Source organism: Rhodococcus sp. AD45-ID, from assembly GCF_003023755.1.
Lineage (GTDB): Bacteria > Actinomycetota > Actinomycetes > Mycobacteriales > Mycobacteriaceae > Rhodococcus_F > Rhodococcus_F globerula.
Genome location: NZ_PYHL01000002.1, coordinates 967,897 through 980,647, shown reverse-complemented (window position 1 = coordinate 980,647; position 12,751 = coordinate 967,897). Strand labels below are relative to the sequence as shown.

Here is a 12,751-nt window from a genome sequence, read left to right as displayed (position 1 = left end):
AAGGACTTCCGATCTACCCCGTGCCGTATTCCACTGCGCTGTACTCACGATGGCCCCCACCTCGCTCGACGTGCTCACCCGGATATCAGGTGCTCACCAAGTTCGACGCGGCCTGGCCTCGATCGGTTCCGTCAGCGTGGATTCAGCACCGGCGGATCAAATGCGCGAACAGGGGGAAGTTCCCCCTCGAACTTCTCGATCTGCACCAGGACGTGTTGTCCGGTGCATCCGTGTGACAGCAGCGACGTGCCGACGTCCGGGGTCAGAACATTGGGATTTCCGTGGACACACAGCGAGTCCGGGTCGGCCGGATCGAGTGGGTCGTACCAGGCTCCCGTCGCAAGTTGGACAACGCCCGGGTGAAGGTCTGCGTCGACGACAACACCTGCCAGGCACGCGCCGCGATCATTGAACACCCGCACCACGTCCGCGCCGACAATGCATCGCTCTGCCGCTGCATCGGGATGCATCCGAATCGGTTCTCGCCCGTGAATTTTCGACGCCTGGCTCACGGCACCGTGATCGAGTTGGCTGTGCAGCCGCGTCTTGGGCTGGTTGGCGATGAGGTGCAGCGGAAAAGCCTCCGCACGTGGACCTTTCAGCCATTCATCAGGCTCGTACCATCGGGGATGGCCGACGCAGTCGTCGTAGCCGAAAGATTCGATGGTTTCGGAGAATATCTCGATCTTTCCGCTGGGTGTGCCAAGCGGATACTTCTCGGGATTCTCGCGGAAGTCGCCGAACAGAACCTCGTCGCCGCGCGTACGCATCCGGTAGTGACCATCGGCCCAAAAGTCCTCGAACGACGGGGTGTTTCCACCGTCCGCGTCGACGCTCGGCTGCCACTGACCGTAGAGGTGCTCGATCCATTGCTGCGACGATCGTCCCTCGGTAAACGTGTCACCGAATCCGAGCGCGTCGGCAAGTGCCGCGAAGGTCTCGTAGTCGTCGCGCGCACCTGCAAACGGTTCGGTGACCTGGTGCATCGCGACCAGCAACGCGTCGTTGCGCGTACAACTGAGATCGGAGCGTTCGAATGACGTGGTCGATGGCACCACGATGTCGGCGTGTCTGGCCATCGGCGTCCAGTACGGATCATGAACGACGATCGTGTCCGGACGTGCCAAAGCCCGCCGCAGCCTCGGGATGTCCTGATGATGGTGGAACGGGTTGCCGCCTGCCCAGTAGACCAGGCGAATGTCGGGATAGGTGAGGCGTCTGCCGTCGTAGTCGAAGTCTTCGCCGGGCGAGAGCAGAAGATCCGATACCGCAGCGACCGGAATGAAGTCCGTGACCGGATTCCGTCCTTGCGGGAAGGTGGGCAGCGGGTACGGGATCGACGTCATTCCCGGCTCGTTCATCGAACCGTAGCCGTGTCCGAATCCCCCTCCGGGAAGCCCTATCTGACCCAGCATCGCGGCGAGAGTCACCCCCATCCACGGGGCTTGCTCACCGTGTTTGATGCGTTGAAGTGACCAGGTGACAGAGACCAGCGTGCGACCGGCGGCCATGCGGCGGGCCAGGTCGACCAGTATCTCGGCAGGGATTCCTGAAATCTCCTGGGCCCAGTGAGGATCCTTCGCGATACCGTCACTGCGTCCGAGCAGGTACTCCTCGAATCGCTCGTAGCCGACGCAGTACCGGTTCAAGAATGCGATGTCATGCAAACCCTCCGAAGCGAGGACATACGCCAGCGCCAACATGATCGCCACGTCGGTCCCGGGAATCGGTGCGATCCAGTCACATTCACCGTCGAGATCGTCACGCAACGGGCTGATCGAGACGATCTTTCCGCCGCGACGACGGAATGCGTCGATCGCGCCGCGAGTCGGATGCTCACTGGTACCACCGGCATTGACGCCAGTGTTCTTGATCGGCACCCCACCGAAGCACACCAACAGATCGGAATGTTGCGCGATGACGTCCCACGAAGTGGAGCGTTCGAACAATTGACTGTGGGTCCCGACCACACGGGGCATGATGACGCCCGTTGCTCCGAGCGAGTAGCTGTGTACCGATTTGGTGTAACCGCCGAGTTGATTCAGGAACCGGTGAACCTGGCTCTGCGCGTGGTGGAATCGACCGGCGCTGGCCCATCCGTATGAACCACCGAAGATCGCGTTGTTGCCGTGAGTGTCAACGACCCGGCGCAATTCGCGGGACAGCAGTTCTGTCAGTTCGTCCCACTCGACCGAGACGAACTCGTCAGAGCCCCGCTTTTCCGTGGGGCCTGGACCGTTCTCGAGCCAGCCACGACGCACTGCCGGGCCGGCCACTCTGCTGCGACTGCGCACCGAACCGGCGAAGTTGCCGAGCATCGGCGAAGGATTGGAATCTCCCTCGTACGGATGCACCGCAGTGACTTCGCCGGCTACCGATTCGGCAGTGAACATGCCCCAGTGAGACATGTGCTGATGACGCCGATTCGGCGTGGTGTCCACAGCAGCTACTTTCGATCAGGGAAGGGAAAGAACCAGCTTCTCGATGTCGACACGCGGTCCGGTGAAGAACGGAACCTCTTCGCGCACGTGCAAACGAGCCTCGGTGGCACGCAAGTCGCGCATGAGATCGACGATGCGAATGAGTTCCGGTGCCTCGAAGGCAAGAATCCACTCGTAGTCGCCGAGCGCAAACGACGGCACCGTGTTGGCGCGAACGTCCTTGTATCCGCGTGCCGCCATACCGTGATCGGCGAGCATCTTGCGACGGTCCTCGTCGGGAAGCAGGTACCACTCGAGCGACCGAACGAACGGGTAGACGCAGATGTAGTCGCCCGGATCCTCGCCCGCGATGAACGACGGCACGTGGCTCTTGTTGAACTCGGCCGGACGGTGCACGGCGGAGTTGCTCCACACCGGAGCGCTGATCTTGCCCAGTGTCGTGGTGCGGCGGAAGTCCGAGTACGCGGCCTGCAGCTGCTCGATGCTGGCTGCATGGGTCCAGATCATGAAGTCTGCGTCTGCGCGCATGCCGGCGATGTCGTAGATTCCGCGAACCACGACGCCCTTGTCTTCGAGACCTTCGAAGAACAAGCGGGCGTCCTTGACCGCAGCTTCCCGATCATCGCCCAGCACACCGGGTTCCACCTGGAACACGGAGAACATGAGGTATCGGATTTCAGAGTTCAGTTTGTCGAAATCAAGGCGTGCCATACCTCTATCGTGCCACCCGTTCGAAAATCCGTGTCGCCGCCGTCGTGCCAGTGGCAACACACGCCGGAACGCCGACGCCGTGTAGCCACGAACCGGCCACCTCGATACCGTCCAACCCTGCGACCGACTGTTCGATTTCAGCCACTTTCTGCACGTGACCTGGTGCGTACTGCGGCAGTCCCCCATGCCAGCGCTGGACAAAGGACGCAGCCGGACTCGCAGTGATTCCCGTCACTGTTGCAAGATCAGCGCGGGCCAGAGCGATCAGTTCGTCGTCGGCGCGATCGACGATGTCTGCGGCACCGAAGCGGCCGAACGACGCCCGCACGAGGTGCTCGCCCCGATCGGCGAGATGGGTCCACTTGCGACTGGACAGCGTGAATGCCTTGGCCGTGAGATCTGCGTCCGTCGCGACGAGGATTCCCGAATTCTCCGGCAACTCGACATTGCCCGGCAGACGCATCGCCACGACAGCCGAGGACGCCAGCTCGATCCGAGCCGCGATCCGGGCGACCTGTGGCGCGACGTCAGCGAGGAGCACTGCGGCGTTCGGAGCGGGAACTGCCAGGACAATCGCGTCGACCGCGCCGACCGGATCGATGAACCAGCGGCTCCCGTCGGCGCGCACGACTCCGGCCTCCGCGTGAACGACATGCGCGGCAGCTGCCTCCCGGAGTGCATCCAGGAGCACTCCGTATCCGTCCTTCAACGCACCGAAGACCGGCCCGGGAGCCGGCGTCGGTAGCGCCGCCGACACGGCTGCCGACAGGCTCCGCGCTCCGGCGTCCAACGCCGCCGCGAGGGTCGGCAATGCGGCCCGTATTCCGATGTTCTCCGCCAATCCGGAGTACACACCCCCGAGCAGTGGATCAACCGAGCGGGCAACTACCTGATCGCCGTAGCGATCCGAAACAAGTTGGGCCACACTGCTATCCGAACCCGGAGTCCAGTCGATCCGGCGCTCCGGTTCGGCCGCGATCCGCGCCAGGGTTGCGTCGTCGACTAGATCCTCGACCGCGTCGGCGCTCGCCGGAATGCCCATCAACGTGCCTACGGGGAGACGATGCAACGAATCCTGCGACCAGATCAACGGAGTGCGTCCCGCCGGATACACGATCTGGTCGGTGAGACCGAGCTCGGCCAGAAGTGCCGGAACCTCGGGCCGACGCGCAATGAACGCCTCGGCGCCGACATCGATCGGCCCGCCGCCGATATCGACCGTTCGCAACTTTCCGCCCAGCCTGCGGCTGTGGTCGACGATCGTGATCTCGGCGTCCGCTCCGAGGCTACGGCGAAGCCGGTAGGCGGCGACCAGGCCGGAGATTCCGCCCCCGATCACCGCTACCGACGGACGCGTTGTCCTCACAGCGAATGCACCAGCTCCACCGCCGCCGTGATTGCCGCCGGATCGGTATCCGGAAGAACACCGTGTCCGAGGTTGAAGATGTGCCCGATGGCGCCGGCCTCGATAGCGCGGTCACCTTCAGCCGCGATGCGTCTGACCTCACGGTCGACCGCCTCTGGACCCGCGAACAGCACTGCCGGATCGAGATTGCCCTGCAGCGCCTTGCCCGGACCGACTCGCCTCGCGGCAACGTCGAGCGGAATACGCCAGTCGACGCCTACGACGTCAGCCCCGGCTTCACCCATGGCGCCGAGCAGTTCACCGGTACCAACACCGAAGTGGATACGCGGCACTCCTGCGCTCGCAACCTCGGCCAACACGCGCTCGGAGTGTGGAAGTACGAACTCGCGGTACTGCGCGAGCGAGAGGGCTCCGGCCCAGGAATCGAACAGCTGAACGGCGTCGACACCGGCGTGGAGCTGTGCCTGCAGGAAGCAGATCGTGATGTCGGCGATCTTGCCGAGGAGCTGGTGCCACGTCGCCGGATCCGACAGCATGAGCGCCTTGGTCTTCTCGTGGTTGCGGCTCGGCCCACCTTCGACCAGGTACGACGCCAACGTGAAGGGCGCTCCGGCGAACCCGATCAACGGCACCGAACCCAACTCGGCGGTGAGCAGACGCACAGCCTGCGCAATTGCGCCGACCTCGTCGGGCACCAAGCGCGGCAGCGACGCGACATCGTCGATCGAGCGAACAGGATTGGCAACCACCGGACCGACACCGGCAACGATGTCGAGGTCGATGCCGGCTGCTTTCAGCGGCACCACGATGTCCGAGAAGAGAATTGCGGCGTCGACGTCGTGGCGACGCACCGGCTGCATCGTGATCTCACAGACCAACGCCGGATCGAAGCAGGACTCCAACATTCCGATTCCGGCGCGGATCTCGCGATACTCGGGCAGCGAGCGGCCGGCCTGCCGCATGAACCACACCGGACGCCGCACCGGCGTCCGACCGGTGGCCGCCGCCAACAACGGCGCATCCGGAAGCACGCGCCGTGCGCTGTACTCCGCTGACCTGATGGTGCCTGAATTCAAGTTGTCCAACCCGCTCATCAATCCTCGCGCTCTCCGCCAACATGTGTATCCGACCGCTCCCAATGCTGCCATGTTCGGCGCGCAGAAAAGTCCACGTCACATTTCGTGACGGTGCTCACACTTATCTGTGCGGAGCACGTCACAGTTGATCGGCGCGCCTCCACCTCAGGGACCTTTTCCCCGACTAACGTCCTGACCTGTGACAACTTCCGGATCCACCGCTGACCCGGCCGAATTCCGTGCCGCAATCGCCGCAATGGGCTCAGCACAGGTCCGGTCCGAGATCGAAGTCGGTCCGATACGCCCGCCACAACGACTTGCCCCGTACAGCCACGCAATCGGCGCCGAGGTGCTTCACCCCGAATCGGACACCGTGTCCGAGCAATCGGAAGGTGATGCCTTCGGCCGACTCATCTTGCTTTTCGACCCCGACGGGGACGAAGCCTGGAACGGCACCATGCGTCTGGTCGCCTACATCCAGGCCGATCTCGATGAATCACTTGCCGCTGATCCACTATTGCCCGAAGTTGCGTGGAGTTGGCTGGTGGACGCCCTCGAAGCCGGCAGCGCTCCGTTTGTAGCGCTCGGCGGCACGGTCACGGCAACAACGTCGGTTCGCTACGGCGACATCGCGGGGCCTCCGCGGGCGCATCAACTGGAACTGCGGGCCTCCTGGACTGCCACGTCAACGGAATTGGGACATCACGTCGAGGCATTCTGCGAAGTGCTGGCCTACGCCGCGGGCCTACCACCCGCCGGGGTAACAGAATTGTCGCGAAAGAACGACTGATCCCCAACGCCGGTTTGATCATTCCACCAAAATCTAACTAGAACCCGTTCTAAAATCGGTAGATGCAGCGTCTCAGCGGACTTGATGCCACCTTCCTGTACCTGGAAACGTCGACACAGCTACTCCACGTCTGCGGCCTGGTGATACTGGACCCGTCGACCATCCCGGGCGGTTACCGCTACCGATCACTACTCGGCGAGTTGGACTCCCGCATGGCCGCGATGCCGACGTTCCGGCGCAAGCTGAAAGATTCACGCTTGAACCTCGACTACCCCGTCTGGGTGGACGACCACGACTTCGATATCGAACGACACTGCCATCGCACATCGGTACCGGCGCCAGGTGGCCACGACGAGCTGGCAGAACTTGCCGGACATATCGCGAGCCAACCGTTGGACCGTTCCCGTCCGCTGTGGGAAATGTGGGTCATCGAAGGACTTGCCGACGGAACCATCGCCGTCATGTCGAAGATCCATCACAGTGCCGCTGACGGCATTACCGGTGCCAACATCCTGGCTCAACTGTGCAGTCTGGAACCGGAATCCCCCGCACTTGTAGACACCACAGCCGAGAGCGCCGGTGACGCCGGCACACTCGACATCGCTGTCGGCGGCCTCCTCGCCGTAATTTCCAGGCCTGCGCGGCTGGCGCGCCTCGTCCCCGGCGGTATCGCGATGCTGCCCAAATGGGTAACCCGCGCCCGCAAAGGCAGAGCGATGCCTGCGCCGTTCACCGCCCCTCGAACGTCGTTCAACGGCGCCATCACCGGTCATCGCAATATTGCCTTCGCCCAGCTCGACCTGGCCAAAGTGAAAGCCGTGAAGGACCGTCACGGCGTCAAGGTCAACGATGTCGTTCTTGCGCTGTGCGCCGGAGCGCTGCGCAACTACCTCGAGGAGCGCGGCGAGCTTCCCGAGGATTCGTTGGTCGCGATGGTTCCCGTGTCGGTTCACGGGAAATCCGACCGCGCCGGCACAAACCAGATCTCCGGTATGTTCACGCAACTGGGCACCCAGATCGTCGACCCACTCGACCGCTTGCGCGCGATCAGCGAATACAACGCGACCTCGAAAAACCATAACGAGGCGTTGGGCGCAAACATGCTTCAAGACTGGTCACAATTTGCGTCGCCGGCAGTTTTCGGCGCCGCAATGCGCGTCTACTCCTCGCTCAAGCTCGCAGAACGGCACCCCGTCGTGTCTAATCTCGTGGTGTCGAACGTTCCCGGCCCGCCGGTTCCGCTGTACTTCCTGGGCGCACGCATTACGGGAATGTTCCCACTGGGACCCATCTTTCACGGCGCCGGACTCAATGTGACGGTGATGTCGCTCGACGGCAAAGTAGATGTGGGCATTGTCAGTTGCACGGACCTGGCACCCCAATTGCACGAACTCGCGCAAGGATTCGCCCTGGCGCTCGACGAACTCCTGGGAGCAGCCGAGAAAGGCGACGAAGAAAGTGACGGGGAAGGTTGCGCAACTACGACGCCTTCTGCGACGTAGAGTTATCGATCATGTCCGAAGTCACCGATGATGCAACCGAGCCCACGTCCGATGTCGAACCACTCCTGGTGCCGCGTGACGGTGTGCCTGATGTCATCACCACCGCAGACGGGATCGCGAAGGCTGCCGCTGAATTGACAGCGGGCACCGGGCCTTTGGCTGTTGACGCCGAGCGTGCGTCGGGATTCCGGTACTCCGCCCGTGCGTATCTGATTCAGCTCAGACGCGAGGGTGCCGGCTCGTTTCTGATCGATCCGATCCCCACCGCCGCGGACATGGCACCGCTGGCCGAGGCGATCAACCCTCTGGAGTGGGTTCTGCATTCCGCAGATCAGGATCTACCCGGACTGGCCGAGTTGGGGTTGTATCCGGCTGTACTTTTCGACACTGAATTGGCGGGCCGACTGGCCGGATTCGAACGGGTCGGTCTGGCCGCGATCGTGGAACGCACGTTGCATGTCGAGCTTCGCAAGGGCCACGGCGCCGCCGACTGGTCGACACGGCCACTGCCGGCACCATGGCTGAACTACGCAGCGCTCGACGTCGAAGTGCTGCTGGAATTGCGCGACGCCATGGAAGCCGAACTGCGTGCACAAGGCAAATTGGATTGGGCAAAAGAAGAATTCGAGCACATTCGACTTGCCGGCCCGCCGAAGCCGAAGCCGGATCGTTGGCGCCGCACGTCGCACATCACGTCACTGAAGACCACTCGCCAATTGGCTGCGGTCCGGGCGCTGTGGCAGGCGCGTGAAGATCTCGCACGTAAGCGCGACGTGTCTCCCAGCCGAGTGCTGCCGGATTCGGCGATCATCGACGCGGCGCTCAAGGATCCCCGGTCGATGGATGCGCTGCGGTCGCTGCCCGTGTTCGGCGGACCGAGGCAACGACGCTATTCACGAATCTGGATGACTGCATTGGAATCAGCTCGGTCCCTGCCGGACAGCGAGCTTCCCCCGAAGACTCCGCCGAACATCGGCCCGCCAGCTCCCGGACGGTGGGCGCGTCAGGATCCCGAAGCCGCCGATCGTCTGACCGCAGCCCGCGCAGCCTTGTCGGATCTCAGTTCCGAGGTATCGGTCCCCGTCGAAAATCTGCTGCAACCGGAGCTGGTGCGTCGTCTGTGCTGGGACTGGACAATCGAGCCGGGATCGGACATCGCCGTGGTCACGGCTGCGATCGAGACGAAGCTCACGTCCGGCGGCGCCCGATTGTGGCAGCGCACCTTGACCGTGCCGGTCCTCGCCGAGGCGCTGAACTCGGTAGTTCCGGCAGAGGACGACGCGGTCGCAGCCGAGGAGGAAGCAGCGGCAACCGGCGAATCCTGACGGGGTTGCGGGTGTGGGTGGAGCAATTCGACCCGTTAAGTTACCGGTGAGTAATGGGCAGTAGTACGCTTGTTACAAGGCCGGACGCTTGGCCGTGATTGCCGAACCGTAAGTCCCATCCGCCCAGCGCGTGGTGGGCATCTCCATCAGGAGGAATCGCGTGGCTCCATCCACACACAACCAACGCAACGTCGTCTTTGTCGACGGCATTCGCACCCCGTTCGGCAAGGCAGGCCCCAAGGGCATGTACGCCGAGACGCGTGCAGACGACCTGGTCGTCAAAGCCATCCGCGAACTGCTTCGTCGCAACCCGCAGCTGGATCCCGCGCGGATCGACGAAGTGGCGATCGCTGCCACCACTCAGACCGGTGACCAGGGACTGACCATCGGCCGCACCGCCGCGATCCTCGCCGGCCTGCCCGAAACCGTCCCCGGATTTGCCATCGACCGCATGTGCGCCGGCGCGATGACCGCCGTCACTACCACCGCGTCGGGCATCGGCTTCGGCCAGTACGACGTTGTTGTCGCCGGTGGCGTCGAGCACATGGGCCACCACCCGATGGGTGAGGGCGCAGACCCCAACCCGCGCTTCCTCGCCGACCGTCTGGTCGACCCGAGCGCACTCGTGATGGGTAACACCGCAGAGAACCTGCACGACCGGTTCCCGACCATCACCAAAGACCGCACGGACGCCTACGCCGTGAACAGCCAGAACAAGTACGATGCTGCCAAGAAGGCCGGCTTCATCGCCGACACGCTGGTTCCCGTCGCGACCCGCAGCGCAGCCGGTTGGGGGCTCGCCACCGAGGACGAGCCGCCGCGCCCCGGAACTACCGTCGAAGACCTCGCGAAGCTCAAAGCACCGTTCCGCCCTGCCGGGCGCATCACCGCCGGTAACGCCGCAGGCCTCAACGACGGCGCCACGGCCGCACTTCTCGCCGGTGAAGACACCGCAGCGGAGCTCGGACTGCCCGTCGGCATGCGCATGGTCGGCTTTGCCTACCAGGGCGTCGACCCCGCGGTCATGGGTATCGGACCGGTCCCCGCCACCGAGAAGCTTCTGGCTCGCACCGGTCTGAAGATCGAGGACATCGGACTTTTCGAGATCAACGAAGCATTCGCGGTTCAGGTTCTCGCGTTCCTCGAGCACTACGGCATCGCCGACGACGACCCACGCGTCAACCAGTGGGGCGGCGCCATCGCGTGTGGCCACCCCCTCGCCTCGTCGGGCGTGCGCCTGATGACGCAACTCTCCCGCCAGTTCGCGACACGTCCCGACGTGCGCTACGGCTTGACCACCATGTGCATCGGCCTCGGCATGGGCGGCACCGTCATCTGGGAGAACCCGAACCACGCTGACTACCAGGCAGGAGTTAACTAAATGTCTGATATTGCAACAGCATTCGCCGACGAGGTCGTGACGAACGCGTACACCAAGATCATCTCGGTCCCCGGCATCGAGGGCCCGTTTGCACTGATCACCCTCGACAACGGCTTCGACCACACCAAGCCGTCGTCCTTCGGCCCCGGCGGGCTCGCATCCTTCGACGCCGCACTGGACGAAGCTTTTGCCGCGAACCCGGTGGCCATCGCCGTCACCGGAAAGCCGTTCATCTTCGCCGCCGGTGCGGACCTCAAGGGTGTTCCCGCGATCACCTCACGTGAGCAGGGACTCGAGCTTGGCCGCTTGGGCCACAAGGTGTTCCGACGCCTGCGTGAGTCCTCCGTTCCCACGTTCGCCTTCATCAACGGTGTCGCCCTTGGCGGTGGCCTCGAGGTCGGCCTGCACAGCCACTACCGCACGGTTGCCGCCAACGCGGGCGCACTCGGTCTTCCGGAAGCGTTCCTCGGTCTGGTCCCCGGATGGGGTGGCACGCAGTTGCTCCCCAACCTCGTCGGCCCGGCCAACGCCGTGACCGTGGTGATCGAGAACTCGCTCAACCAGAACAAGGTGCTCTCCCCCAAGAAGGCACTCGAACTCGGCGTCGTCGACGTCGTTCTCGATTCCGCCGACTTCATCGAGCAGTCACTCGCCTGGGCCGCGCAGGTTCTGGCCGGTACCGTCACTCCCGCTCGCCCCGAGATCGATCGTGGCCAGGGCTGGGACGACGCGATTGCCCGTGCGAAGGCCATCGTCGACGGTAAGACCAAGGGCAACGCTCCCGGCGCCGTCAAGGCTGTCGAGCTGCTCGAACTGGCTCGCACCACCGACATCACGGATGCGGCTTCGCTCGACAAGGGCTTTGCGGCCGAGGACGAGGCACTTGCCGATCTCCTCCTGACCGACGAGCTCCGCGCCGGCCTGTACGCCTTCGATCTGGTGAACAAGCGCGCCAAGCGTCCCGCCGGAGCGCCCGACCGTTCGCTGGCCCGCAAGGTCAACGGCGTCGGCATCGTCGGTGCCGGTCTCATGGCCAGCCAGCTCGCGCTGCTCTTCGTCCGCCAGCTCAAGGTGCCGGTCATCCTGACCGACATCGACCAGGAGCGCATCGACAAGGGTGTCGGTTACGTCCACACCGAAATCGACAAGCTCCTCGGCAAGGGGCGCCTGTCCCCCGACGCCGCGAACCGTCTCAAGGCCCTCGTCTCCGGCTCACTCGACAAGGCCGCGTTTGCCAAGACCGACTTCGTCATCGAAGCCGTCTTCGAGAACATGGATGTCAAGAAGAAGGTCTTCGCGGAACTCGAGCAGTTCATCGCTCCCGAAACCATCCTCGCGACCAACACCTCGTCGCTCTCCATCACAGAGATGGCGTCCGAGCTGAAGCACCCCGAGCGCGTGATGGGCTTCCACTTCTTCAACCCGGTTGCCGTTCTCCCGCTCCTCGAGATCATCAGGGGCGAGAAGACCGACGACGCTACGCTCGCAACGGCTTTCGCCACCGCAAAGTCACTGAAGAAGTCTGCTGTCCTGTGCGGCGACAAGGCCGGCTTCGTCTTCAACCGTCTCGTCACCCGCACGTTGGGTGAGGTCATGTCCGCCGTTGACGAAGGCACCCCCTTCGACGTCGCGGACAATGCCATCGCCGAACTCGGCATGCCCATGTCGCCGTTCACCTTGCTGGCCCTCGTCGGACCCGCAGTGGCTCTGCACACCGGCGAGACCCTGCAGGCGTCGTACCCGGACCGGTTCAAGAGCTCACCTGGACTCGAAGCACTCGTCGAGGCTCGCAAGCCCGGCGTCTGGACCTGGGGCGAGAACGGCCAAGCTGTCGATCCCGAGGTTGCCGCGCTGTGGCCTCGAGGCGACAAGGTGTCCACCTCGGAAGAAGTACTCGAGCGCACACGTCGTGCCTTCGCCGAGGAAATTCAGATCATGCTCGACGAGGGCGTCGTAGCGGCAGCCGAGGACATCGACCTCTGCCTGCTGCTCGGCGGCGGATTCGGATTCTGGAACGGTGGCATCACGCCGTACCTGGACCGCACCGGCACCTCCGAGGCCGTCAACGGCAAGCGCTTCCTCGCGCCTGGTGTTGCAAGCGTCTGATTCTCTTGCTCTGACAAAGCCGAACGGCGCACTCGAATTTTCCGGGTGCGCCG

General features: G+C 63.8%; 9 protein-coding genes. 5 read left to right on the top strand and 4 right to left on the bottom strand.

Features of this window, described 5'->3' with window-relative positions:
* Positions 1-131: 131 nt before the first annotated feature.
* From C7T36_RS20720 to hemE, 4 genes are read right to left on the bottom strand one after another with little or no spacing between them, the layout of a single operon-like run.
* Positions 132-2,408 (bottom strand): molybdopterin-dependent oxidoreductase, encoded by a 2,277-nt coding sequence (locus tag C7T36_RS20720; RefSeq protein ID WP_045067966.1) that lies wholly within the window; start codon positions 2,406-2,408, stop codon positions 132-134.
* A gap of 48 nt (positions 2,409-2,456) precedes the next feature.
* Positions 2,457-3,152, bottom strand: coding sequence for a hydrogen peroxide-dependent heme synthase (gene hemQ, locus C7T36_RS20715; protein WP_033234754.1), 696 nt, complete (start codon positions 3,150-3,152; stop codon positions 2,457-2,459).
* A gap of 4 nt (positions 3,153-3,156) precedes the next feature.
* The gene (locus C7T36_RS20710; RefSeq protein WP_045067456.1) at positions 3,157-4,518 is read right to left on the bottom strand and encodes a protoporphyrinogen oxidase; all 1,362 of its coding nucleotides are present in this window, start codon (positions 4,516-4,518) and stop codon (positions 3,157-3,159) included.
* Complete coding sequence (gene hemE, locus C7T36_RS20705) at positions 4,515-5,612, bottom strand: uroporphyrinogen decarboxylase (protein WP_045067454.1); 1,098 nt, start codon at positions 5,610-5,612, stop codon at positions 4,515-4,517. The genes C7T36_RS20710 and hemE overlap by 4 nt, the downstream gene beginning before the upstream one ends.
* A 181-nt stretch (positions 5,613-5,793) precedes the next feature.
* Here hemE and C7T36_RS20700 point away from each other — a divergent pair, with 181 nt between their 5' ends.
* From C7T36_RS20700 to C7T36_RS20680, 5 genes are all read left to right on the top strand, one after another.
* A complete protein-coding gene (locus C7T36_RS20700) occupies positions 5,794-6,384 on the top strand; it encodes a DUF3000 domain-containing protein (RefSeq protein WP_045067451.1) in 591 nt (196 codons plus the stop codon).
* 62 nt (positions 6,385-6,446) lie between these two features.
* A complete protein-coding gene (locus C7T36_RS20695; RefSeq protein WP_045067450.1) occupies positions 6,447-7,886 on the top strand; it encodes a wax ester/triacylglycerol synthase family O-acyltransferase in 1,440 nt (479 codons plus the stop codon).
* 11 nt (positions 7,887-7,897) lie between these two features.
* Positions 7,898-9,211 (top strand): ribonuclease D, encoded by a 1,314-nt coding sequence (locus tag C7T36_RS20690; RefSeq protein WP_045067965.1) that lies wholly within the window; start codon positions 7,898-7,900, stop codon positions 9,209-9,211.
* A gap of 160 nt (positions 9,212-9,371) precedes the next feature.
* Positions 9,372-10,592, top strand: coding sequence for a thiolase family protein (locus C7T36_RS20685; RefSeq protein WP_033234758.1), 1,221 nt, complete (start codon positions 9,372-9,374; stop codon positions 10,590-10,592).
* Positions 10,593-12,698 (top strand): 3-hydroxyacyl-CoA dehydrogenase NAD-binding domain-containing protein, encoded by a 2,106-nt coding sequence (locus C7T36_RS20680; protein WP_045067449.1) that lies wholly within the window; start codon positions 10,593-10,595, stop codon positions 12,696-12,698.
* Positions 12,699-12,751 lie beyond the last annotated feature (53 nt).

Excerpts from the sequence above, each read along its gene's own strand:
- C7T36_RS20680 (WP_045067449.1), top strand. The coding sequence starts at position 10,593 with ATGTCTGATATTGCAACAGCATTCGCCGACGAGGTCGTGACGAACGCG.
- hemQ (WP_033234754.1), bottom strand. The coding sequence starts at position 3,152 with ATGGCACGCCTTGATTTCGACAAACTGAACTCTGAAATCCGATACCTC.
- C7T36_RS20695 (WP_045067450.1), top strand. The coding sequence starts at position 6,447 with ATGCAGCGTCTCAGCGGACTTGATGCCACCTTCCTGTACCTGGAAACG.
- hemE (WP_045067454.1), bottom strand. The coding sequence starts at position 5,612 with ATGAGCGGGTTGGACAACTTGAATTCAGGCACCATCAGGTCAGCGGAG.
- C7T36_RS20720 (WP_045067966.1), bottom strand. The coding sequence starts at position 2,408 with ATGTCTCACTGGGGCATGTTCACTGCCGAATCGGTAGCCGGCGAAGTC.
- C7T36_RS20690 (WP_045067965.1), top strand. The coding sequence starts at position 7,898 with ATGTCCGAAGTCACCGATGATGCAACCGAGCCCACGTCCGATGTCGAA.